Here is a 25,760-nt window from a genome sequence, read left to right on the forward strand (position 1 = left end):
ACTCTTTTTGCTAAAGGTATCTACTATCATTACAATGGAGAAAATTACCTCTCAGTTTTTGATCAAAATCAGAAATGGGTTGGTTATATCAAAGAAAAAGATACCCTTAAATCTGATGGTAAACAAGGTAATTACGTTTCATACGGTAAATACATAACTCTAACAAAAAAAAATTATGATTTGTGGAATAATTTTAATTGGACACCTAAATCTAAATCTGATAAACATATGAAACAAACTTTGCTTGCTAAGGGAATTTATAATAATTTTAACGGGGAGCGATACCTTTCTGTTTATAATAACGAAAATCGCTGGCTTGGCTATATCAATGAAAAAGCAACTTCTTTAGCTGATGGACAACAGGGAACATATCACTCATATGACAAGTATATTACGATTAAAAGTAAAAATTATGATTTATGGAATAGTTTTTCATGGAATCAACGAGGTCATAGTTCTACATACTACGGTAATACTTACAAAGCTCGAGGCATTTATTATCACTTTAACGGTAATAAATATCTAAGTGTTTATGATAATAAAGGTAAATGGATGGGTTACCTTAACGAAACAGGAGCAAGTGTTAAAAATTCTCCTGAAGGATCTTACCAAAAATTCAACAAATACGTTTCTATAACAACAAGTAATTACGATCTCTGGCAAAATTTTAATTGGAAAAAGAAAAATACTACAGGTAACTACCGTAATCAAACGACATATGCAAAAGGAATGTATAAACATTACAATGGTAGCACATACTATTCACTTTTTAATAACAAAAATCAATGGTTAGGTTATGTAAATAAGAATGGTGTCTCACTTGCAGAAGGACCACAAGGCATTTATCACTCTCTTTGGGAAGACACTACTTTTTCATATAGCAATTATTCTGTCTGGCGTGATTTCAATTGGAGTAAGCAAAATACAACGGACACTGTGAAAGGCAAAACTTTAACAGCTCGAGGTATTTATTATCATTATAACGGCTCAAGCTATTACACCATCTACAATAAAAATAAATGGATTGGTTATATTAATACAGATGCTGCTCAAAATTATGATATGAATAAACTGATTCCTAATACAGAAAGTTTACTGGCAGTCCACCAAATAGTTTGTCAAAAAATATTAGACACATCTTCAAAACCAAGTAATATTATTGATAAGGTTTTAAACATGTCGGTAATTAGCCGGAGTCAGATAAAATTTAAAGATAATCATTTTGTTGTATCATTAAAAGGACGTGGACTTGGTGTTGAAGAAGTTAAATTAACACCTAAAGAAATTGCTCCTGCTGTCAACTATCACCTTTTACCTGAAAAACAAATAAAAGGAGCTATTCCTAAACTTAATAAAAATAAAAAATACGTTGCGTTGACTTTTGATGATGGGCCAAATCCCATAACAACTCCACAACTCTTAAATATTTTAAAATCTAAAAATGTCAAAGCTAGCTTTTTTATGGTTGGTAATGGGGTCAATGCTTATCCAAACGTCGCAAAAAGAGTTAGTAACGAAGGACATCAAATTGGAAGCCACAGTTATTCTCATCCACAATTAACAAGTTTATCGAGCTCTCAAGTTCAAAGTCAAATGCGTCAAACAGATAAAGCTATTTATTACGCTACAGGTAAGTTACCTAAAACTTTCAGACCACCTTATGGAGCTATCAACTACAATGTTTCAACTCTAGTTTCTAAACCTGCTATCATGTGGAGTATTGATACTCGAGATTGGGAATCTCGAAACCCATACATGATTAACAGCGTAGTAAATAATAATATTCATAATGGTGCTATCATTCTTTTACATGATATCCATCAACCTTCAGTCAACTCAGTTTCTGAAATGATTGATAACTTACGACGAAAAGGTTATACTTTCGTAACAATTGATGAACTTTATGAAATGCAAGAAAGACCCCTACACGGTTACTATAGCCAAACAAATAGTATTAAATATTAAATTAAAAACAACAGGCTGCCTCAAATGCTAGCCTGTTGTTTTTAGTTTAAATGTTTTTATCTGGAGATAAAATATTTTTTCTCTTCTCTATTACTTTTCACAACCGCTTTAGGTTTACATAACATTTTTATAAGATTCATCTGAATATAAAAAAACTGTAGACCCCATGGTTAGTCTACAGTTTTTACATTTTCACAAAAATGTTTTATGCTTCTTTTGTCATAACGTTTTTTCCATCATAATGACCACAAGAAGGACATACATGATGACTTTTTCTCATTTCGCCACAGTTTGAACAAGCTGTTAAACCTGGGGCTGACAATTTGTAATGAGTACGACGTCTTGCTTTTTTAGCTTTTGACGTTTTTCTAGCTGGTACTGCCATAGTTGTTACACCTCCCTAAACAATAAAAAACGTGTTATAAAAACACATATATTCCAATCTTACTCATCATCTTTTGTTACAAGTAACTCAGATAGTTTTGCAAGACGAGGATCAATCTTAGTTTCTGAATCTATACTTTCCGCAAAAGCGATGTCTTCTTCAGATAAAACTTGCCAAAAATCTCCTTTTGGAAGTTCTAATGTGCTTTGTTCCTCTTCAGCAGTTAAAACCTGTAATGGTAGGTTAAGCAATATATAATCCTCTACTGCCTCAGTTAAATCAATCAAATCTTTTTCTAAAGGTATGATTAATTCTTTTTCCTCATCACTTATATCTTTTAATGCTTCAATCTGAGAATCTGTCATATATTCCTCATCAATTACTAAAGACAACGGAACTTCTACAGGTTCTAATGAACGAGATGAAGGTAAAGTAATCACAGTCTCTACTGTAAAATGAGCGAGATAACCTAATTTATCTACTTGAATAAATCCTTCAACTAAAACAGCTTCCAAATCTAAGATAAATGGTTCTCTTGTTTGTAAAGATTCTTTTAGATTTAATGCTTCTTTAAAATCCACTTGACTATTCTTGAATTTGTTTAATTCAGCCAATGCCCACTTCATTCAATCACCCCTTAAGCAACAAAAATAATTATACTAGTCCGCAATCCCTTTGTCAATCAGTTTCACCTTGTTTTCAGCAAACTTTTCCTACTCGGTTATCCGTCTATTTTCACCAATCATATTGATCTCTTTTGTTAGATATCTCACACGTTCCATAATTCTTTTAGCTTTCAACGGCTCCTCTTCTCCACGTTGTGTAACACGTAAATGCTCTTCTTCTAGTTGCTTCATATTGAAATTAGAAGAAAAGAATGTTGGCAGTTGTTCTTGCATCCGGTACTGTAAAATTACTCCTAAAATATCATCTCGTATCCAGCTACTCATTGAATCTGCTCCGATATCATCTATCATTAATACCTGAGCTTTTTTAACCATATCTAGTTTTTCACCCACAGTATCTTTTTGAATTGACTGCTTCATTTCCACAGCAAAAGTCGGAAAGTGTACTAACGTAGTTTGAAAACCTTTCTCCGCTAACGTATTGGCAACAGCCCCTAAAAGATACGTTTTTCCCACGCCAAACGTTCCTTGAAGGTACAATCCTTGATGGAATGACTTTGGTGAATCTTCAAAATTATTAATAAATTTAATCGCTTCTAAAAAGGCTTCTTTACGTTCTAAGTCAATTTCAAAATAATCCATCCTAGCATCTCTAATGTCTTTTGGCATATCCATTGCTTTCACTCTGTTTCTAATTACCGCTTGCTCTTTTTGTTTAATTAAACTTTCTGTTGGTACATAAGTCACGTCTATGAAATGAAAATTCATAAATAGACGCGGTTCATAGCCGGGCGCAATCATTGTAGCATCTTTCAATTCGAATTTCTTTTTTTCTTGAACGAATTCATACAATTTCGCATAGCTTTTTACAATATCATCATCCGTTAATTTTTCACGATTATCTTGGATAAATGTTTGAACATCTGGATCATTCATAACATCTTCCATTAATTGATCTAGTTTCCCTGTAAAATTTTTAGCTTTTAATGCTTTATCAATTCCTTTTCCAATATTTTCCATTAATTGTCACCTTCTTTTGGCTTATTCGTTAATTTTTTTAGTTGCTCTTGAAAAAATGCTTCTTCATCTTTAGAAAGTGGTGTATTTTTTTTATTATTTTCTTCTCTTGCCCAATCTGGTAACGTTTCTTTTCTTTGATTTTGATTGATATATGTTGTTTTCTTTTTTTGTTTTGGTTTTTCTCTTTCTCTCTGAAGATTTTGCACTTGCTTCACTGCATCTTCCGGTGAAAAAATTTTCTTCTGTGCCCAGTCATTAGCAATTGACATAACTAAGCTTTGAACAATAGAAGGCTTTCCCTGAACAACAAGTGTATAATGGATAATTACATTTATTACTGCATCAGGCAAACCTGACTGAGTTTTCAAATTTTCAATTGTTTGACTCTCACTAAAACTTACAAAGCCGCCCTTTTGTTTTTTTATAGCTTTTAAAAAAACAAGAGGAGGAATTGTTTCACATGAGTTGATCACTGCAATTTCTTGATCTGTAAAACCGGTTAAACGTAACGAATTTTTTCTGAGTTGTTCTTTTTCAGTTTCTGTCAAAGAGCGCTTAACAGTATCTTTTTGATTATTTTGAACAGTTTCTTGTTTTTTTCTACTGTGATACCCTTTATAGACAGACTGCTTAAAGTCCTTTTCAATCACTCGATTGCTAACATAATCAACTGATTGTTTAATATAATCGAACATTTCAAGTTCGTTAATACCGTAGAGTTGATGGAACAATTCAATCGTTCTTTTTAATTCAACTTCTATTTGATTTTGTTCAATATGCAAATTTTCAATTAAACTATTAAAAAAAAGCCAATCAAATGATTTGGTAATTATGTTAAGTTCTTCCACTTTTACTTTAGGCGTCACAACTTCTTTAATTTTGATTAATTCTTCTTCTTTATTCTTTAATCTTGAAGAAACAGAATTAAAGACATCTGTAAAAGATTTAGTCACCTCAATATAATCTCCCATATCCTCCGTAGAATAATCAAATAAATGGCCTAATTCCTCTGCCTTTTGATATCCTACTTTCTCGATTAATAAAAGTGAAAGTATGTCATCATGTAAAAAGACACTTGGTTCTAACGGTGGTTGGATAATGTAAATAAAATGACTTTCATTGTCTAATTTTTTGACAAAACTTTTTAACAAGCCAACTGCTTCTAATTTTTCTCGAGCTAAATAAAAATTAGGAATTCCAATATCTAATTGATTCAACAAAACACTATGTTGCTGATTTTTTTGATTTTTCCCGATTTTATCCTCTACCAGTAATGCATTAATTAATGACCAACCATCCATACCGATAATTGGTTGATATAACATGCTTAAAACGACATAATCCGTTTCAGAAATATATTGTGCTTTCTTTACAGAAAACTTATCTTTTGGTTTTAATTTTGACCATGCTTCGTTCACTGGTATCGCTCACTCTCTTTTATTTGTTTTCCTTATCAATCACTTCTTGTAGTTCTTCAAGGAAAACGCTCATATCCTTAAATTGACGATACACACTAGCAAATCTAATATAGGCAATTTCATCTAAATTAACTAAATCTTCCATAACAAATTCACCAATTTTTGTTGTTGACACTTCATTCTCACCTAAACTACGTACTCGATTTTCGACATTAATGACAATTTGCTCCATTGCATCCATTGAAACAGGACGTTTTTCAGCTGATCTAACTAGACCTCTTAGTACTTTTTCACGATTGAATTCTTCGCGCGCTCCATTTTTTTTCACAACTAAAATAGGCGCAACTTCTACTCTTTCAAAGGTTGTAAATCTAAATCCACAATCTTCACATTCTCTTCTTCTTCTAATAGCTCTACCATCATCAGCAGGTCGACTATCCACTACTCTAGAACCGTTATAATGACATTTTGGACATTGCATCTGCTTCACCTCATCTATTTTATCAGTATTTACTGAAAATTTCTTTTATTAATAGTGCTATTATAACATGAGATAACTAGAAAGGTATAGTCTGATTACCTTTAATTAGTAAACAAAAAAAGAAGCTTATCGCTTCTTTTATCTTGTTTGTTCAAATATTGCAAGCCATCTGTCTACTTGTAATCTAGTATTTTGAATCGACCCTTCATTATCAATAATAACATCTGAAAGTAATGCTTTATCAATTAAAGGCATTTGCGTATTAATTCTTTCCAATGCTTCCTCTTCATTAAGCTCTTCTCTTGTCATTAACCGTTTGACTTGCGTATTTTGTGAAACAAAAACGGTCATAACTTCATCGCATTTATATTGATAATCGACTTCATATAATAAAGGAATATCCATAATTATTAATGGTTTATTTTCTTGTTTCATCTCTGATAATAATTGATCTACACGATGTTCTATTTCACCGTGTAAAATATGATTCAGCTCGACTCTTTCCTTCTCGTTATTAAAGATTATTTCTCCAAGTTTTTTTCGATCAAGCTCTCCAGATTCTGTTAGAATACTCGATCCAAAGTGTGAAATCACCTTAGCAAGTCCTGGCGTTCTGGGTTCTACTACTTCCTTAGCAATGATATCTGCATCAATCACTGGAATATTTTTTTCTAAAAAATATTGACTAACAGTACTTTTTCCAGAGGCTATTCCTCCGGTTAATCCTAATACAAATGACATATTAACTTCCTTTCCTCTTATGGTACACTTGGCAAATTGGACAATAATGTGTCCCCCGTTGAGCAACTTTTTTCTTTAAAATCTCTGAACCGCATCTCGGGCAACTTTCTCCATTTTGACCATAAACGAGTAAAGATACTTGAAAAGATCCTGCATCTCCAAGAGCATTTTTATAAGATCGAATCGTGGTACCTCCCGCTTCTACAGCTTCGCCTAACACAGCAATAATTTCTCGATGCAATCGTTTAACCTCTGCTTGATTCAGGGTATTAGCTTCTTGTTCAGGATGGATTTGTGCTCTAAATAATGCTTCATCCACATAAATATTACCTAACCCTGTTACTAAAATCTGATCTAGTAGCAAAGGCTTAATACTTTTCTTTTTCTTTTTTAATTCTTTCATAAACATCGTTAAATCAAATTCTGAAGCAACTGGCTCAGGACCTAATTTTTTTAACCCTTTATACTCATTCGCCGTATCTTTAGGAAATAATACAAAACGGCCAAATTTACGAACATCCAAATATCTTAATTCTGTATTATCATTAAAATGAAACACCACATGACTATGTTTCAATAACGCATCTTCACTGGAATGATACTCAAACTTACCTTCCATCCGTAGATGACTAATCATATCAAAGTGAGTTAACTTGAAAATAAGATACTTACCTCGACGTTCGACATTCTCAATCGTTTCACCGATTAAATTAATTTTAAATTCATCGACAAAAGGAGTTTCAATAATTCTAGGCCAATAAACAGCAACATTCTCAATGGTTTTTCCTTTAACAAGATTCTCTAATCCTTTTCGGACCGTCTCAACTTCTGGTAATTCCGGCATAAAAAAACTCCTTATATAAAATAATCGGTAAGACATAAGTGGAGGTCTTTATCTATATACTATTGATAAATTCAATTCCACACCGCCTCTTCCTTTTACTTATTCATTTTATTTAGCTTCATACCAAGTGTTTCCGATACTACTATCTGCTTTTAATGGCACTGTTAATTCTACTGCATGAGCCATCGTTTCTTCTACAATTTGTTGTAATCGAGGGATTTCTGATTTAGGTGCCTCAAAAACAAGCTCATCATGCACCTGTAGTAACATAGCGGCTTCCATGTTTTCTTCTTTTAGTTTTGCATCAATTTGAATCATCGCAATCTTAAGAATATCAGCAGCACTTCCTTGGATAGGCGTATTAATAGCTGTTCTTTCTGCGAAACTTCTGATATTAAAGTTACGAGCATTGATATCAGGTAAATAGCGGCGACGATGATACAACGTTTCTACATAACCCTTGTCTTTTGCCTCACGAACCACAGATTCCATGTAGTCTTTCACACCTGGATATTTCTCAAAATAGGTATCAATAAAATCTTGGGCTTCTTTTCTGGTAATATCTAAATTTTGAGATAAGCCATAGTCACTTATACCATAAACAATCCCAAAATTCACGGCTTTCGCTTGGCGACGAAGATTACTATCCACATCTTCTTCTTTTTCAACGCCAAAAACGCGCATTGCAGTACTAGAATGAATATCTTGTCCTTCAAGAAACGCTGCCTTCAAATGCTCATCATCTGAAATATGTGCCAGCACTCTTAACTCAATTTGAGAATAGTCTGAAGAAAAAAGTTGCCAATCTTTATCACGAGGAATAAAGGCTTGTCTAATTTTACGTCCTTCTTCTAAACGGATAGGAATATTTTGAAGATTAGGATCAACAGAACTTAATCGCCCTGTTTGAGTTAAAGTTTGAACATAGCGTGTATGAATCTTATTATCAGAAAAAATGACTTTTAGTAGACCTTCTACATAAGTTGATTGAATTTTAGCAATCTGACGGTATGCTAAAATATCTTCAATAATAGGCGATTCTCCTTTTAATTTTTCCAATACATCAACTGCTGTAGAGTAACCCGTTTTTGTTTTCTTAACAACTGGAAGTCCCATTTTTTCAAATAAAATAACACCTAATTGTTTAGGTGAATTTAGATTGAATTCTTCACCCGCCTCTGCGTAAACTTTTTTCTCAATTTCTAATAGTCTTTCCGCAAACTCACCTCTCATCTCTTGAAGACGACTTGCATTAACCGTAATCCCCTTAATCTCCATCTCACCTAGAATTTTAGCTAAAGGAAGTTCAATATCAAAAAATAAGTCCAATTGATTTTTATTTTCTAAATCACCCATGATTGGCTCATAAAGAGTTTCAATAGCCATTAATTTTCTAGCTAAGTGTTCATGCGTTTTTGATTCATCTTCTGGAAGACCACGTTTAGCTCCCTTACCATAAATCACTTCATCACGATCGACATCATAGTAATTAAATTTTTGTGCAATTTCAGCTAAATCCTCACTATTATTGGCTGAATCAATTAAATACGAAGCCAATAGTAGATCAAATTTAATCCCTGTCACTTTGATATCATAACGATTTAAAGAAACTGTCGTCCGTTTAGCATCGAATACTTTTTTACTCAAACTCTCATCTTCTAACCAATTAACAAATATTGGGTTTTCTAAAATATCTAGTTGAGTGCTCACATAATAATGATCTTGATTCCCAAATGCTATCCCAACAATTTCTGAAGTGTGATAGTTCTCTTCCAGCATTTCCACATAAAGAGTCATATCAGGAACAAACATGTCTTCAACCACTTGGTCAATAATTTCAAATGAAATTTCTTTTTTTTCTTCGATTTCGACATCAACGGAACTAGTATCTAACTTATTTAAAAATGTATTGAAATCCATTTCTTTGTAAAACGGAATTAATTTATCTAAATCTTTTCCATTAAAAACTAAATCATCTACTTTAACTGTAATGGGTGAGTCTACGTTGATTGTGGCTAGTTGTTTACTCATCAATGCAATTTCTTTTTCATTGATTAGATTTTCTTTCATTTTACTTTTCTTAAACGTTTCAACATTCTCATAAACACCTTCGACAGTTTCAAACTCCTTTAATAACTTAATCGCTGTTTTTTCACCTATTTTTGTCACTCCAGGAATATTATCTGATTGATCTCCGGCTAAACCTTTCATATCAATAATCTGATTCGGTGTTAGTCCATACTTTTCCATGATATGTTCTGGTGTATATGATTCAATTTCACTCACACCTTTCACGGTCACATTAACTTTCACATTGTCAGAAGCTAATTGAGTTAAATCCTTATCTCCTGAAATAATAACCACATCATACAAGTCTTTATCTACTTGAGTTGCAAGAGTTCCAATAATATCATCTGCCTCATAATTTTCAAGCTCATAATGTTTCATCCCTAAACCTTCAATTAAATCTCTTAAATAAGGCATCTGTTCTTTAAATTCACTTGGCGTTTTAGCGCGTCCTGCTTTATACTCATCATAAACTGAGTGCCTAAAGGTCGTTTTACCCGCATCAAAAGCTACTAAGGCATGCGTTGGTTTTTCTTTTTCTAAGACGTTTTCTAACATATTATTAACAGCATATAACGCGTTGGTATGTAAACCGTTAGTATTTTTAAATCTTTCTAATGATTGATACAAGGCAAAGAATCCTCTAAAAGCAATACTGTTGCCATCGACTAATAGTAATTTATTTTTTGACATATTGTCACTCCATTTCCACCCTACTTCCAAACCATTTTAACAAAAATAGCTTGGGATTGCTAAAAGAATCTACTACATAAAAAAAGACTGAAAAAGTAAGAACTACTTTTCAGTCCGAAAAATTTAAGTTTTAATCTCTACCGAAGATACGTAATAGGTAGATGAATAAGTTTACAATATCTAAGTAAAGTGTTAAAGCACAATAAACTGCTAATCCAGAAGCTGTTTGTTCCCCTGCTTGTAGATACATTTTTTTGATTTTTTGGTTATCGTAAGCAATTAAACCAGAGAAAATAACAACCATAGCTAAAGAAATAAATAAATCTACTGCAGAACTTTTCATAAAGAAAACATTTAAAACAATCGCAATCAATGCACCAATTAACAAGCTGTACATCGCGTGTCCCATGGCAGTTAAGTCTTTCTTAATAAAAATACCAATTAAAGACATTCCGATAAACATTCCGGCTGTAGTCGTAAAAGCCAATACAATTGTCCCAGTCGTATACATAGCCAAAGTAAGAGACAGTGTTATTCCTGTTAAAACAGTATAGACCATATAACCCACTAGTGTCTTACCAGAGTTAGTAAAGGCATTTTTCCCTAGATAAACAACTAATCCAATTTGTACACCCCACAACAACAGTAAATAAAGGCTGCCACCATTTAAAAATTGTGCTACTTGCGCTTTAAAATAATTAAGCATAACATACGACGTCATCGCACTTAATAAAATTCCTAAACCAAGGTAACCATAAACTTTACTGTAAAATTTAGATAACCCTGTTGTTTCTTGAACTTGTTGATTATTGTCCATCATAGATATCCACGTCCTTTTCATCATCTTCATTAATTTTCGTTGGTTTTACCATTACGACAGCATCTAGTACTCGTTCTTCTTCGTAATTTTGCCCCCTTACAGAGATTGTAACAACTTCTTTCATCAAATCAATCTTAATCACTTCAAAGTGAAACGTAAGTGTCTCATAATGATGAACAGGTTGAATTAAATTAAAAGAAAAATTAACAATATTTGATCCTGGACCTGGTAAGTGTTTAGAAATAACACTTGAAATAATTCCCATTAGCATGATACTTGGTACAATGGGCTGACCATACTCTGTTTTTTCTGTGAACTGGTGTTGAATGTATAGTGGATTAGCGTCATTAGTTAAACCTAAGTACAATAACAATTGGCTATCTTCAATCGTTTCAGTAATACTTAAAGATTCACCCTCTACCAACTCATTAATCTTTTTACCATTTTTCTTTGGATGATTCAGCATCTTTTGCACACACCTTCCAACTCATTTCAAATAACAGTTACATGTTATTTCTTATAGTATTACCTAAAAGCGTTTCATATGCAACTTCAAATTTTTGAACGTCGCCAGCTCCCATAAAAATAACAACAGCATTTTTATGATTTAATAATGGTGACATATCATCAATATTTACAACTGTTCCACCTTTAGAAATTTTAGAGCCTAGATCTTCAATTTTAACATCTCCGGCATTTTCTCTTGCCGATGCAAATATATCACATAAATAAACCTTATCTGCTAAATCTAGTGACATTGCAAACTCATCCAATAAAGCAATCGTACGAGAGAATGTATGTGGCTGAAATACAGCAATTATTTCTTTTTCTGGGTATTTTTGTCTTGCAGCATCAATAGTTGCTTGAATTTCTGCTGGATGATGTGCGTAATCATCCACTAAAACCATATCAGCTACTTTTTTTTCACTAAAGCGACGTTTAACACCATTAAAAGTAACCATCTCGTCAGCTACTTTTTGCATATCTAACCCTTCCAGATAACTAATTGAGATAACACTAAGAGCATTCATTACATTATGTAATCCGTAAGCTGGAACTGTAAACTTACCAATAATTTTATTTTTGTGCAACACTTCAAAATGAGAGCCGATTGTCGTTCTCTCAACATTAATAGCTTGAAAATCATCATTATCATTAATCCCATAATAATAAACAGGTACGTTACTTTTCAATCTCCTCAGGTAATCATCATCTCCAAAAGCAACGATACCTTTTTTTACACCTGTTCCAAACTCTTGAAAGGCACTAAACACATCATCAATACTTTCGTAGTAATCAGGATGGTCAAAATCAACGTTCGTAATTATGGCATAATCTGGTTGATAAGATAGGAAATGACGACGATACTCACAAGCTTCAAACGCAAAGAATCTAGCATCCATTTCCCCATGCCCTGTTCCATCACCTATTAAATAGCTAGTTGGTTCAACTCCTGATAGTACATGAGCAAGTAAGCCAGTAGTGCTTGTCTTACCATGTGAACCAGTTACTGCAATACTTGTATACATTTCAATAAAGTCACCTAAAAAACGATGATATCTAATTACTTTTAATCCTTTTTTCAAAGCTGCTTGAATTTCTTCATGAGAATCTGGAAATGCATTTCCGGCAATCACGATTAAATCATCTGTTATATTCAGTTCATTAAAAGGTAATATTTTAATATGTTCCCGTTCCAATTCACGTTGAGTAAAGAAGTATTTCTCTACATCAGATCCTTGAACTTTAAATCCTTTTTGATGTAATAATAAGGCCAATGAACTCATACCTGAGCCCTTGATTCCTACAAAATGATATGTTTTATTTTTATGAATTTCCATAAAAAAATCCCCTTTTCTCTTATGTACTTTTAATGTTGTTACATAAATGTCTTATTTATTATCGTACAATTTATTTAAATAATCAATAAAAAATACTTACACGGGTAATAGAACCGCGTAAGTATTCAACTAATCAAAATAATAACTGTCTAACTTCATACTACTTTCTTCTTCAATAATACCAGACAATGTTTTTTCAAGACGTTGATTTTTTTTATTATCTACCATTTCAACTTCTTTTATACTGTTATCATTAAAGGATTCTCCATACACTGGATCAAGGACTATTTGTTCTTCCATCATCATTAAATTGTTAGTCGAAACTTTTCTTAGCTCATCAACAATTAATTCACGATTATGTTTTGGTCTATCTTCTGATCCTTTATCTTCAATTAAAGAGGCTGGAATATGTTTGGGTTTAAATATTGTTTTACTCTTTTCTCCAGGTAAATCATAAGATGACTCAAATTGAGAACGTCCTTTATCTGCCTTTTTATGTTTAGCATTTCCATAATTATCTGTTTCAAACAAATTATTAGAGAAACTAGACTGTGGCGATTTGTAGTTCTGACTATTTGAAGCCATATAAGTATTTTTCTTCTCAATCGAAACTGTTTTTTTATCTAACTTAACCTTTTTTTCATGAAAAGCTGTTTTTGAAACTTTGGGTTCTGCTGAAATTTTTTCAGTCTCTAATACAGCCTCTTTTCCAAAATAATCAGGTGCATCAATTATTTCTACGGGATCAATAGCTATATTATTTTTTGTTTTTTTTCTACTTGAGTTATTTGGAAAAGATATTGGTTCATTATAAATAAATCCATCATCCAATATATCTTTTAAAAATTCTCTATTTCGCTTTTTTTCAAGTTTTACTCCTACTTCATCATCATAAGCAGGAAAACGAAAATGCTCTCTTTTATCTGAAAGATTTAACATCGCTATCATTCCTTTTATTTCACTGTATACAGTCTATCATACTCGCTTTCAGAAAAAAACCATTATTAATTAATAAAACAAAAAAATGTTGGTTTAAATAAACCAACATTTTATTTTAAATTGTGAAAAAGTTGCCAAATCATCGGAATATAGACATCAAACAAAGGCGCAATTATACAAAATAACAGAACACTTACAATTAAGCCACCTATCAATATACTCCCTATTTTTCGTGATTTTTTCAGGACAAAAAAGACAATAATAGCTAATAATCCAATTACTAAAATAATACCAAGTTCCTTAGATTCTAAATCAATTTTTTGTCCATTCATTAGTTTTACAATAATTTGAGAATAAAAGAACCAAATAAGTTCAACAATATAAATAAATAGGACAGATTTCAAAACTAATTTTGATTTTCCTTGTGTATTTTTGTTAGCCATGCCACTTCCACCTCCCATTTCAGACTTTACGAAATGAATTATAACAAAATATTGCTAATTTGTTAAATGAAAGATTACACACAATTAGAAATAATGAATCTACTTATTATTGAAATTAATGTTATTTATCAACCGTTCATAAAAAGATCATTATTTTATTTTTTTGATAGAAATTTTATTTAATAATTTTTGAAATCATCATTGGTGAATTTTCTAAAGTATCTGCAACTGGACAAGTCCGGTTAATAAATGTCACAAATTTTTCTATTTCTTCATCCGTATTATTAGCTTCAATAAAAAAATTAGTTGTGATTTTAGAAAAACCAATTTTAGCTTCTTTATTTTTTCCCATAAAACCGTCAGGATCTAATTCTCCTTCTATTTCAATCTTAATCGATTTCAAGTCAATTTTATGCATTCTTGCAAAACTCTTAGCTACAATTACTTTACAAGCACCTAAAGAGTTAAGTAATGCTTCTACAGGGTTCATACCAGTATTTGTTCCGCCTAAGTTTTTAGGCTCATCCAAAGTAAACTCAAATTCTCTAGATTTACATGATACTTGCAACCCATTAACACTTTCCACTACTGCTTCAAATTTTTCAATCGCCATTTTAATTCTCCCCCTAGTTTTCTTTTAACACACCTAAGATAACATGATTTTCTTTTTAGTTCTATATTTTGTGAAAATAATTACAATTAACCATAGTATATTAGAGAACGCTTTCTAATTTTTTATCGATAAAATAAATTAAAAGAGGAAATTACTATGAGAGTATTTTTTAACTTGAGTTAGTTAATATGTTAGCTTTTATTATTTCATTGTCTATGTTGTAAAGTATAAATAAAAAAACACCTAAACTTTCAAAAGTTTAAGTGTCTTTTCTAACCTGTAATGATATATATTTAGATCAATAGTGCAATCTATTTTTTACAGACGTTCATTCAATTCTTTAGCTAAATCTTCAAATCCTGGTTTACCTAGAAGAGCGAACATGTTAGCTTTATAAGCTTCCACACCTGGTTGGTCAAATGGATTTACGCCATTTAAGTAACCTGAGATACCTACTGCGATTTCGAAGAAGTACATCATGTAACCTAAAGTGTAAGCATCTGTTTCAGGAATAGTTAAAACAAAGTTAGGAACATCGCCATCAGTATGAGCTAATAACGTTCCTTGGAAAGCTTTTGTATTAACAAAATCAATCATATTACCTTGAATATAACCTAAACCATCTAAATCTTGTTCCATTTCAGGAATAGTTAATTCGTGACGCGCTTTGTCAACTTTGATAACTGTTTCAAAGATATTACGACGACCTTCTTGAATGTATTGACCTAATGAATGTAAGTCAGTTGAGAAGTTAGCACTTGATGGGTAAATACCCTTTTGATCTTTACCTTCTGATTCGCCGAATAATTGTTTCCACCATTCAGAGAAGTATTGTAAGTTTGGCTCGTAATTGATTAATAACTCAGTTACTTTACCTTTACGGTATAAAACATTACGTAGTGCAGCGTATTGGTAAGCTTCGTTAGTTGCTAAGTCGTCATTGCTGTAAGCGATACGAGCGTCAGCAGCACCTTTCATCATGCTATCAATGTCAGCACCTGTCACAGCGATTGGTAATAAACCAACTGGTGTTAAGACAGTAAAACGTCCACCAACATCATCAGGAATAACAAAAGTTTCCCAACCTTCAGCGTCAGCTTCAACTTTAACAGCTCCACGAGCTCTGTCAGTTGTTGCGTAAATACGTTTGTTGGCTTCTTCTTTACCATATTTTTTAACTAGTAAATCTTTGAATACTCTAAAAGCAATAGCTGGTTCAGTCGTTGTCCCAGATTTTGAAATCACGTTAACTGAGAAATCACGATCTCCAATCACATGGATTAAATCAGCTAAATATGAAGAACTAATGCTATTTCCAGCAAAGAAAACTTGCGGTGCTTTTCTTTCTTCGTTATCTAATAAGTTATAGAATGAGTGATTCAAGAAATCAATCGCTGCTTTAGCTCCTAAATAAGAACCACCAATTCCGATTACCACTAGTACTTCTGAATCTGATTTGATTTTTTCTGCTGCTTTTTTGATTCTTGCGAATTCATCTTTATCGTAGTTTTCTGGTAAATCGATCCATCCTAAAAAGTCATTACCTGCTCCTGTACCTTCTCTTAAAGCAGTATGAGCTGCAGTAACGCTTGATTGCATATAACCAAGTTCATGTTCACCAATAAATTTATCCATTTTAGAATAATCTAAACTAATATGAGACATAATCATCCTCCTATATTTTGTTGTGTCTTTAGACACGATTACCACTACATTTTACCATTTTTTTGAAATTTTGGTAGTTATTTTCATCAAATATTTCAAAACTTGTTACTTGTAACAAACGTCTATACCAATCCTTGACTCAACATCGCTTTGGCTACTCGTTCAAAACCGGCAATATTTGCTCCAGCAACTAAGTCGAAGTCTCCAACATATTCATTCGATGTATCTCGACAAGTTTCAAAAATATTCTTCATAATAAGATTTAACTCTGCATCTACTTTTTCAAATGTCCAAGGTAAACGTTGTGCATTTTGGGCCATTTCTAAGGCAGATACAGCTACACCACCAGCATTTGCTGCTTTGCCTGGGCAATAGATGACATTATTTTCTTTTAAAATTTCTAAGGCTTCTAGAGTGGTTGGCATATTCGCCCCTTCAGCAACGATTTTAACACCATTTTCAACTAATTTTTCAGCTAAATTCTCTGGAATTTCATTTTGAGTTGCGCATGGTAAAGCAATATCGTATTTGAAATCCAGCTCCCAAACGGATTGATTGGGATAAAACACTGCGTTCGGACGGACTTCCAGATAAGTATTAATTCTTGCTCGTTTCACTTCTTTAATTTCTTTTAAAAGAGCTAAATCAATTCCGTCTGGGTCAATAATCGAACCTGATGAATCGCAACATCCATATACCATTGCGCCTAATTCTTGCGCTTTTTCAATTGCATAGATTGCCACATTTCCACTACCAGAAACTAATACTTTTTTGCCTTCCAAACTATCATTTTGGTCTTTTAATAAGTGTGAAACAAAATAAACTAAGCCATAACCAGTTGCTTCGGTTCTTGCCAAGCTACCCCAATATGACAAAGGTTTCCCTGTAAGAACGCCGGCATGATAACCATTAAGACGTTTGTATTCACCAAACAAGTAACCAATTTCACGAGCACCAACTCCGATATCCCCTGCAGGAACATCTTCATTTGGCCCAATATATTTTTGTAATTCTTGCATTAAACTTTGACAAAAACGCATGATTTCTCCATCTGATTTTCCTTTTGGATCAAAATCACTCCCGCCTTTACCACCACCAATTGGAAGTGAGGTTAAACTATTTTTAAAAATTTGCTCGAATGCTAAAAATTTCATAATACTTTGATTAACTGTTGGGTGCAATCTCATGCCGCCTTTATAAGGACCTAATGCAGAATTATACTGAACACGATACCCAATATTAACTTTCCAATCGCCATTATCATTCATCCATGGGATTCTAAATTCGATTACTCTTTCAGGGATTAAAAGCATTTCTAAAATATTTTTTTCTACAAATTCAGGATTCTTAATTAAAAAAGGCTCTACTGTATCAAGAAATTCTTGAACTGCTTGAATAAATTCCTTTTGCTCTGCGTACTTTAATTTAAGATCTTTTTCCAAATTGGCTAAGTATTGTTTAGTTTCTGTCATATTATCACACACCTTTTCTTGATTAGTCATAGTATATCGTAATTTTTCGATAATACAAAAATTTTATGTTAAAATAGAGAACGAAATACTAGGAGGTTAAATATGAATCACTTTGATGTAATAATAATTGGCGGTGGTACAAGTGGCATGATGGCTGCCATTTCAGCAGCTGAAAATGGAGCAAAAGTCGCTATTATTGATAAAAATAGAATGTTAGGTAAAAAACTTAGATTAACTGGTGGCGGACGTTGTAACGTGACAAATAACAGACCTCCTGAAGAAATCATAAACTTTATTCCCGGAAACGGAAAGTTCTTATATAGTGCTTTTTCACAATTCACAAATTACGACATTATGGAATTTTTTGAAACAAACGGTGTTCCATTAAAAGAAGAAGATCATGGTAGGCTTTTCCCTGTAGAGAATACATCAAAAGCCATAGTAGAAGGACTTGCGAAAAAACTAAAAGAATTAGGCGTTACAATTATCATGAAATCAGTTGCTAGAAACATTAAAGCTAAAGATGGACAAATAGCCAGTGTCACAACTGATTTAGGTGAAGAGTATTTTGCTCCCTGTGTTGTTTTGACAACCGGTGGTAAAACATTTCAATACACGGGATCAACTGGTGATGGATATAAATTTGCTAAGAAATTTGGTCATACAATCACACCGCTTTTTCCCACAGAATCACCTATAAAATCAAATGATACATTTATTTTAAATAAAACGCTACAAGGCTTATCTTTACGAGATATTAAACTATCCGTTCTAACTGATAAAGAAAAAATTATTGTTTCTCATGAGATGGATATCCTATTTACTCATTTTGGTGTATCTGGACCTGCTGCCTTAAGATGTAGTATGTTTGTAAATAAAGAGTTAGATAAAGGAAACCCCCAAGTACCACTTTCATTGGATGCTCTACCTCATCTTGAAAAAGACGACATTCTAAAAGAGGTTGATGCACGTATCCAAGAACAAGGTGGTAAATCTATTAAAAACGGACTTAAAAATCTCTTGCCAGAACGTTATTTAGAATTTCTATTAAATGAAGTGAATATTGACTCCTCTAATAGCTTAAAACAATTAACAGAAGCAGAAAAACTTGCTTTCATTAATAAAATTAAAAACTTTATGTTCACTGCGTACGATACTTATCCATTAGATAAATCATTTGTCACTGGTGGTGGGGTCGAACTAAAAGAAATCAGCCCTAAAACGATGGAAAGTAAATTAGTTAATGGTCTTTTCTTTGCCGGGGAATTATTAGATGTTAATGGATATACTGGCGGATATAACATTACTGCTGCTTTTGTGACAGGACATGTCGCTGGTAAACATGCAGCTGAAGTTGCTAGCTATTTTAATTACTAACTGTTGTATAAATAATTAAGAGGCTAACTAAAATGTCAGCCTCTTGTTTTATATTGTAATATCCGCAAATTCTCCATTAAGTAGTTTCACTATCTCTTCAGGATTAATTTTTAACTGTAAGCCTCTCATTCCTGCTGAACAATGAAAAAAAACTAACTCTTTAGCTTCTATCGCAACAAAAGTTGGTAATTTTTTTTTCATTCCAATAGGTGAACAGCCACCATGTATGTACCCTGTTAAAGGCTCTAATTCTTTCATTGGTAACATCTCTACTTTTTTATTACCACTTGCTTTGGCAATCTTTTTTAAGTCTAATTCCTTATTACCAGGAACTACCCCCACTATTGGTCCCGTTTTATTTCCAACAGCAACAAGTGTTTTAAATATACTTGCTTCATCCAGTCCTAATTCTTTAGCAGTTTCTTTAGCACTTGTATGACCTTCTGAAAAAGCATATTCAGAAATACTAAAAGATATTCCTTTTTGTTCGAGTAATCGAACTGCATTTGTTTTATGCTTTTTCTTTTTTACCAAAATAAACACCTTCATCTCTTTTTCCAATTACGTCTAATCCCCTACGCAACTCCGGTATAGGTATTTGACCTGGCGCTGAATTGTATTTTCCTGAAGAAGCAAACGTTAGAACTGAACCAAATAATTCACCAGTTAATCTTGTTAAACGCCCCACTTCTCCCATCCCAATAATAACAAAAGGAACATCTTCTCTTTCAGTATTAATTTTGTTGGAACTTTGTAAAATCGTCAGCACATCTTGCATGTCATTTGGTGTGACCGCTATTTTAGAAATATCTGCTCCTAAATATCTCATATCATAAATCATTTCTGTTAGCTGATTTTCATTAGGTGTTCCTTGATAATCATGACTAGAAATTAAAACTTTTACATTATTTTGTTTAGCAAAATGGATTACATCTGTTTGAATTTCAGTTAATAATGCTAATTCTAAATCGATTACATCCACTAGACCAGTGTGCACCATATAACGATTTAATTCAAAATAATATTCTGGTTCAATATATTGTCCACCACCCTCACCTAATGTTCTAAAGGTAAAGATTAATGGTTTATCTTCAATAGCGTACCTTATAAAATAAGCTGCTTTTCTCATAAATGAAATATCATTAACATACATAAAATAATCCGCACGCCATTCTATCACATCACAGTCCAAACGACTGATTCTCATCGCTTCTGCAAACAACTCTTCAAAATTACTCGCTATTAGTGACACACATACCTTAGGTTGTTCACTTCCTAGCGTTATGTTTCTAACCTTTAATTTAGACATAATTATCTATCCCATCTATCATTTCTCTGACCATTTTTATAAAATTTCGTAAATTAAAACTTTTAAATAATTACCATCCTGAAAATTTTTAGATACCTCAAAATCACTGGGGAGTCTAAACGTTTTTTTCTTAGAAAATTTACGTCCAGTTTCCACAATACCTTTTTCAACCATCTCCGTAAATTTGTCAATTGTTACATTAGCTGCATTGGTCGAGGCGATTAAATGACCTTTAGGATTAATTAAATCCACAGCTTCAGTTGTTAACTTACCATAATCTTTACTTACCGAAAAAGTTTTCTTTTTATTCCTTGCAAAACTTGGTGGATCCAGAACGACTATGTCAAAAGATAACTCTTTTTTCTTTGCATACTTAAAGTAATTAAACACATCCATTACAAGAATTTTTTGACTACTTGGATCGATGCCATTTACTCTAAACTGCTCTTCTGTTTTTTCAATACTTCTTTTAGCTAAATCAACACTAGTCGTTTCATATGAACCTCCTACAGTGGCAGCAACAGAAAAAGCACCTGTATAGCTAAAAGTATTAAGTAATGATTTTCCAGCAGCAAAGCCGTCAACTAAATAATTTCTGACCTCTTTTTGATCTAAAAAAATACCTGTCATTAAACCTTCATTTAAATAGGTAGCGTAATTAACACCATTTTCTTTAACAATCAACGGCTCTTCGGCAACTTGACCTTCTACAAATGATGAATTGTCTATAGTATCAGATTGAAATCTAATTTTTTCGTAGAATCCTTTCACTTCTGGCAACACTTCTTTTAAAACAGCTAACATCTGTTTCTTGTAATGGTAAATAGTTTCGTTATACCAAGATAAAACTAAATAATGGTCGTACCAATCAATAGTTAAACCACCCAATCCATCACCTTCACCATTCAGAAGTCGGAAAGCTGTTGTTTGGTCATCTTGAAAATACATTTTTCTTTTTTCAATTGCATTCTTTAATATTCCTTTTAATAAATCAGAATTTATTGGTTGTTCTTCATCAAAACTTAAGATCCAACCGTATCCTTTATTCTGGATTCCTAAATAACCATAACCAATAAATTGATTATTTTCAGAAAAAAAGGAAACTTGTTCTGGGTTAGTTACATCACTATCTTGATTTAGATCTTCTTTACGAACTAAAGGATACTTTTTTTTAAATTTAGGTGTTACTTTATTTTTTAAAATTATTCGTCTCATTAAAATACTCTTTTCTCATTTTTCTTTACTATATATTACTATATCAGTTTAGTCTCTTGCGTTCCACACTTTTTTATCTAAGACTTAAGTCTTAATTTTTTTAAAATGGTACCTATAGGAATTGACACTCTTTCATGATAAAGGTAAAATGTGTTAGTATGTTTAATATAACTAAAAAGTTAGTAAATAAGGGTTGGAATGTAAGAAAGGAAGTTTAAATGTGAAACATAATTACTATAAAAATCTACTGAATACGAGGTTAGGTTTTTTCACGCTCTTAGCTTTTTTAACATGGGCGAAAACAATCATGGCATACCTAGTAGATTTTAACTTAGGAATTGAAAGTCCTTTTCAATACTTCATTCTTTTTCTAAGTCCAATTGCCACGACGATTTTTTTATTCTCAGCTTCATTATATGTTAAAAATTCAAAACGAGCATATACTGCGATAATAATAATTTCGGCATTAACAACGCTGTTATTATTTTCAAATGTCATTTATTACCGTGAATTTACTGATTTTATTACAGTTAATACAATGCTCGGTGCTGGAAAAGTCTCATCTAGTTTAGGAGAAAGTGCGCTTCGCATGTTTAGACCATATGACTTCTTATATTGGATTGATATTGTTGTTTTAATCGGATTACTTGCTTTTAAAGTAATTAAGTTAGATGACCGTCCCATTAAAGCAAGAACTGCTCTTGCAGTAACAAGTTTTTCAGTCTTCCTTTTTGCAGCTAATTTAACGCTAGCAGAAATGGATCGTCCAGAATTACTAAAGAGAACCTTCTCTCGTGATCATATTGTTAAATATTTAGGTATGAACGTCTTTACCGTTTATGATGGTGTTCAGACTTACCATGCGAACCAAAGACGGGCTCAAGCCAGTGAGAATGATTTAGTTGATGTTCAAAACTATGTTAAAGAGCACCAATCAAAACCAAACAAGGAAACGTTTGGAATAGCTAAAGATCGTAACGTTATCTACATTCATTTAGAAAGTTTCCAACAATTTTTAATTGATTATAAATTAAAGGATGAGAACGGTGTAGAACACGAAGTCACACCATTCTTAAACAGTATCTACCATGCAAATGAAACTTATAGTTTTAACAATGCCTTCCATCAAGTAGGTTCTGGTAAGACAAGTGATGCTGAAACAATGTTAGAAAATTCATTTTTTGGCTTAGGACAAGGTCCTTTATTTACTCAATTAGGTGATAAAAATACCTTCCAAGCAGCACCAGCCATTTTAAATCAAGAAGCAGGCTATACAAGTGCTGTTTTCCACGGTAATGGTGGAGCTTTCTGGAATAGAAATGAGACTTACAAGCATTTAGGCTATGACTATTTCTTTGATGCAAGTTATTATGATGTTAATGAAAAAAACTCATTCCAATACGGTTTACATGATAAACCTTTTATGGAACAATCAGTTAAGTATTTAGAACATCTACAACAACCGTTCTACTCTAAATTTATTGCCGTAACAAACCACTATCCTTATTCTCAATTTAAAGATGAGAATGCTGGATTCCCAATTGCTAAAACGCCAGATACAACAATTAATGGCTATTTTGCAACAGCAAATTATTTAGATACTGCTGTTAAAGAATTTTTCGATTATTTGAAAAAAAGTGGGTTGTATGATAATTCCATTATTGTTCTTTATGGAGACCATTATGGTATTTCAAATTCAAGAAACAAGTATTTAGCTGATCTAGTTGGAAAATCAAAAGATGATTGGAACGATTTTGATGATGCACAAATGCAACGTGTTCCCGTGATGTATCATATTCCAGGCCAAGATAATGGTAAAGTAATGGAAACATATGGTGGACAAATTGATGTCCTACCTACTCTTTTACACTTACTAGGAATCGATTCTTCTAAATATATTCAATTAGGTCAAGATCTGTTTTCTAAAGATAACGATCAAATTGTAGCCTTTAGAAATGGAACCATATTAACACCTAAATATACTATTATCGGACAGTCAGTTTACTTGAATGAAACAAGTGAACTTTTAGAAACCTTGACCGAAGACCAATTAAGTGAAATAGATGTGATTCGAAATAAAGCCAGTACACAATTAAATATGTCTGACGCTTTAACAAATGGTGATTTACTAAGATTTTACACTGAAAGTGGCTTAGAACCAATCAATCCAGAAGATTACGATTATAAAAATGGTTTAGAAAAATTAAAGGCTATTGAAGAGAAAAAAGGAAATAAATCAACGAGTGTTTATTCTAAACACGGAAATAAATCAACCGAAGATTTATATGAAACAAAGACATATCAAGAGTACAACGGAACACAAAATAGTAGCTCAAGTAGTAGTTCTTCTACTGAAAATAAGAAATAAGATAGAAAGACTTTAGAATTTAAACTAAAGTCTTTTTTTTATTTTTGATTATTCATATATTTTTCACAACTAATAGTTATAATTTTGATTATGGAGGTTGAGAGAATGACTACTCTAACACAATCGTACAAAGCAGCTAAATATCACAAGAAAATAACTATCATATTTTTCTTGTTATTTTCATTGCTACTATTCTTATTGACTTTTATATCTCAGCTTATCTATTCACAAGAAGCTATGATGTCTTTTATCTCAAAAAAATGGGATTATCTTAAGACGATACTTCCTCAAGCTAACACTAATTTTAATGAACAACTGATAAGTAGCAATCATTATATTACAACTATTTATGATAATTTTTATGTTGCATCCTTGCTTAGTTCTATATTTATCTTCTTTTTATTAAGTATTTATATTGCTAAAAATAGAAAAGAAGACATCCAAACCATGCAATACATAGGAATTAAAAAAAAGATAATTTTAAAACACTTATTAATGGATCTTTTACTTCCAATCATTCTAAGTCTATCTTTTATTATGCTATTATTCTTAATTTTTCAGAATCAATTAATTAATCGTTCTGTTAATATCAATCGAAATATGGTTAATAATTACTTTGATGAAGAATTACTTTCCATTCATGAAACAAATAACATTAATCAGCAATCAACTGTATCAAAATTAACTAAAGATTCAAAAGTAACCACACCTGTAAGAAATGGTTTATCTCCATATAATGAAGCAACTTTGTTTGAATTTCACGTTAAAAGTAATTCTTTCAGAAAAACTTTTACAATAATCTTAATTAATTTTAGTAAATTATGTTTAACAAGTTTTTTAGGTTGTTTATTGGGTTTCTATAGTTACACAACACTCTTTTTAAGCAGGAGGCATCAAACCGTATGATAAATGAAAGTAGAACCAGACAAGAAGAAATTTTTTCTAGTTATTTCTCAAATAAATTATCACTTATACTCGAATCTAACCAAGAAAACCATAGAAGCGATATTTCTTCTTTCTTTAAATCATTGAAGCAAGATAATTATTACGCTCTTATGGGACGAGAGAATACCATGATTCCGTTTCTCTCCGTTCAAGACAATTTATTACTTGGTATCTCAAAAAAAAATAAAAAGAATTATTTAAATACAGTAGATCATATTTTAATACATTTTAAAATCGATAAAAAAGAATTATCTCAGCCTGCTAATTCTCTAAATGAAACAGAACAAATGATTTATCAAATTATTCGTGCTCTTGCTTTGAAACAAAATATCATTATTTTTGATTCAGCCAATGACTCAACTACTTTCTTAATTAATTTGATGCCTCTTTTAAAAAAATTCACCCGACTTTCAGGTGTTGCAGTTATTATGGTTACTCCTAATAAGTCGATTGCTGAATCTAGTTATTATGATCAATGTTTAATGCTTAACCAGTTATTTTAAATGTATTAAA

The 25,760-nt window shown here is 32.1% G+C and carries 24 protein-coding genes; 5 read left to right on the forward strand and 19 right to left on the reverse strand.

Annotated features, from left to right (window positions below; translation table 11 throughout):
• The first annotated feature begins 228 nt into the window (after positions 1-228).
• Positions 229-1,965, forward strand: coding sequence for a polysaccharide deacetylase family protein (locus FM121_RS07190; protein WP_143597068.1), 1,737 nt, complete (start codon positions 229-231; stop codon positions 1,963-1,965).
• Positions 1,966-2,170: 205 nt separating this feature from the next.
• On the opposite strand, the gene rpmF is transcribed toward FM121_RS07190, so the two are convergent.
• From rpmF to gdhA, 16 genes are all read right to left on the reverse strand, one after another.
• Positions 2,171-2,350, reverse strand: a complete 180-nt coding sequence (gene rpmF, locus FM121_RS07195) for a 50S ribosomal protein L32 (protein ID WP_086951496.1) — start codon at positions 2,348-2,350, stop codon at positions 2,171-2,173.
• A 59-nt stretch (positions 2,351-2,409) separates the two neighbouring features.
• Positions 2,410-2,976, reverse strand: a complete 567-nt coding sequence (locus tag FM121_RS07200; RefSeq protein WP_086951497.1) for a YceD family protein — start codon at positions 2,974-2,976, stop codon at positions 2,410-2,412.
• An 87-nt stretch (positions 2,977-3,063) separates the two neighbouring features.
• Positions 3,064-3,996, reverse strand: coding sequence for a primosomal protein DnaI (gene dnaI / locus FM121_RS07205; RefSeq protein WP_086951498.1), 933 nt, complete (start codon positions 3,994-3,996; stop codon positions 3,064-3,066).
• Entirely contained in the window at positions 3,996-5,414 is a 1,419-nt protein-coding gene (locus tag FM121_RS07210) for a replication initiation and membrane attachment family protein (protein WP_086951499.1), read from the reverse strand. The genes dnaI and FM121_RS07210 overlap by 1 nt, the downstream gene beginning before the upstream one ends.
• Positions 5,415-5,433: 19 nt before the next feature.
• Positions 5,434-5,895, reverse strand: a complete 462-nt coding sequence (gene nrdR / locus FM121_RS07215; protein WP_086951500.1) for a transcriptional regulator NrdR — start codon at positions 5,893-5,895, stop codon at positions 5,434-5,436.
• A 138-nt stretch (positions 5,896-6,033) separates the two neighbouring features.
• Positions 6,034-6,636 (reverse strand): dephospho-CoA kinase, encoded by a 603-nt coding sequence (gene coaE / locus FM121_RS07220; RefSeq protein ID WP_086951501.1) that lies wholly within the window; start codon positions 6,634-6,636, stop codon positions 6,034-6,036.
• 1 nt (position 6,637) lies between these two features.
• Positions 6,638-7,480, reverse strand: a complete 843-nt coding sequence (gene mutM / locus FM121_RS07225) for a DNA-formamidopyrimidine glycosylase (protein ID WP_086951502.1) — start codon at positions 7,478-7,480, stop codon at positions 6,638-6,640.
• A gap of 108 nt (positions 7,481-7,588) precedes the next feature.
• Positions 7,589-10,240, reverse strand: a complete 2,652-nt coding sequence (gene polA, locus FM121_RS07230) for a DNA polymerase I (RefSeq protein WP_086951503.1) — start codon at positions 10,238-10,240, stop codon at positions 7,589-7,591.
• A 130-nt stretch (positions 10,241-10,370) separates the two neighbouring features.
• Positions 10,371-11,057, reverse strand: a complete 687-nt coding sequence (locus FM121_RS07235; RefSeq protein WP_086951617.1) for a Bax inhibitor-1/YccA family protein — start codon at positions 11,055-11,057, stop codon at positions 10,371-10,373.
• Positions 11,047-11,526 carry a MaoC family dehydratase gene (locus tag FM121_RS07240; RefSeq protein WP_086951504.1) on the reverse strand — a complete coding sequence of 160 codons (480 nt, stop codon included), beginning with the start codon at positions 11,524-11,526 and terminating at the stop codon, positions 11,047-11,049. Before FM121_RS07240 ends, FM121_RS07235 begins: the two co-directional genes overlap by 11 nt.
• A 37-nt stretch (positions 11,527-11,563) precedes the next feature.
• Positions 11,564-12,901, reverse strand: a complete 1,338-nt coding sequence (gene murC, locus FM121_RS07245) for a UDP-N-acetylmuramate--L-alanine ligase (RefSeq protein ID WP_086951505.1) — start codon at positions 12,899-12,901, stop codon at positions 11,564-11,566.
• A gap of 129 nt (positions 12,902-13,030) precedes the next feature.
• Positions 13,031-13,840 carry a hypothetical protein gene (locus FM121_RS07250; RefSeq protein WP_086951506.1) on the reverse strand — a complete coding sequence of 270 codons (810 nt, stop codon included), beginning with the start codon at positions 13,838-13,840 and terminating at the stop codon, positions 13,031-13,033.
• A gap of 110 nt (positions 13,841-13,950) precedes the next feature.
• The gene (locus FM121_RS07255) at positions 13,951-14,283 is read right to left on the reverse strand and encodes a hypothetical protein (protein WP_086951507.1); all 333 of its coding nucleotides are present in this window, start codon (positions 14,281-14,283) and stop codon (positions 13,951-13,953) included.
• A gap of 175 nt (positions 14,284-14,458) precedes the next feature.
• Positions 14,459-14,896 (reverse strand): OsmC family protein, encoded by a 438-nt coding sequence (locus FM121_RS07260; protein ID WP_086951508.1) that lies wholly within the window; start codon positions 14,894-14,896, stop codon positions 14,459-14,461.
• A gap of 318 nt (positions 14,897-15,214) precedes the next feature.
• Positions 15,215-16,561: a glucose-6-phosphate isomerase gene (locus FM121_RS07265; protein ID WP_086951509.1), complete on the reverse strand. Its 1,347-nt coding sequence runs from the start codon at positions 16,559-16,561 to the stop codon at positions 15,215-15,217.
• Between the two features lie 122 nt (positions 16,562-16,683).
• Positions 16,684-18,033: an NADP-specific glutamate dehydrogenase gene (gdhA, locus tag FM121_RS07270; protein WP_086951510.1), complete on the reverse strand. Its 1,350-nt coding sequence runs from the start codon at positions 18,031-18,033 to the stop codon at positions 16,684-16,686.
• A 102-nt stretch (positions 18,034-18,135) separates the two neighbouring features.
• On the opposite strand from gdhA, the gene FM121_RS07275 reads away from it, so the two are divergent.
• Positions 18,136-19,410, forward strand: coding sequence for an NAD(P)/FAD-dependent oxidoreductase (locus FM121_RS07275; protein WP_086951511.1), 1,275 nt, complete (start codon positions 18,136-18,138; stop codon positions 19,408-19,410).
• A 48-nt stretch (positions 19,411-19,458) separates the two neighbouring features.
• On the opposite strand, the gene ybaK is transcribed toward FM121_RS07275, so the two are convergent.
• From ybaK to FM121_RS07290, 3 genes are read right to left on the reverse strand one after another with little or no spacing between them, the layout of a single operon-like run.
• Positions 19,459-19,959: a Cys-tRNA(Pro) deacylase gene (ybaK, locus tag FM121_RS07280; protein ID WP_086951618.1), complete on the reverse strand. Its 501-nt coding sequence runs from the start codon at positions 19,957-19,959 to the stop codon at positions 19,459-19,461.
• On the reverse strand, positions 19,922-20,719 hold the full coding sequence (gene aroD, locus FM121_RS07285) for a type I 3-dehydroquinate dehydratase (RefSeq protein ID WP_086951512.1): 798 nt from the start codon (positions 20,717-20,719) through the stop codon (positions 19,922-19,924). Before aroD ends, ybaK begins: the two co-directional genes overlap by 38 nt.
• 36 nt (positions 20,720-20,755) lie before the next feature.
• Entirely contained in the window at positions 20,756-21,934 is a 1,179-nt protein-coding gene (locus FM121_RS07290; protein WP_086951513.1) for a class I SAM-dependent rRNA methyltransferase, read from the reverse strand.
• Positions 21,935-22,154: 220 nt separating this feature from the next.
• Here FM121_RS07290 and FM121_RS07295 point away from each other — a divergent pair, with 220 nt between their 5' ends.
• The 3 genes from FM121_RS07295 (at position 22,155) to FM121_RS07305 (ending at position 25,750) form a co-directional block, all read left to right on the forward strand.
• Positions 22,155-24,302 (forward strand): LTA synthase family protein, encoded by a 2,148-nt coding sequence (locus FM121_RS07295; protein ID WP_256958425.1) that lies wholly within the window; start codon positions 22,155-22,157, stop codon positions 24,300-24,302.
• Between the two features lie 105 nt (positions 24,303-24,407).
• On the forward strand, positions 24,408-25,208 hold the full coding sequence (locus tag FM121_RS07300) for an FtsX-like permease family protein (protein ID WP_086951514.1): 801 nt from the start codon (positions 24,408-24,410) through the stop codon (positions 25,206-25,208).
• Positions 25,205-25,750: a hypothetical protein gene (locus FM121_RS07305; RefSeq protein ID WP_086951515.1), complete on the forward strand. Its 546-nt coding sequence runs from the start codon at positions 25,205-25,207 to the stop codon at positions 25,748-25,750. The genes FM121_RS07300 and FM121_RS07305 overlap by 4 nt, the downstream gene beginning before the upstream one ends.
• Positions 25,751-25,760: the final 10 nt, after the last annotated feature.

Source organism: Vagococcus fluvialis bH819 (assembly GCF_900163795.1).
GTDB lineage: Bacteria > Bacillota > Bacilli > Lactobacillales > Vagococcaceae > Vagococcus > Vagococcus fluvialis_A.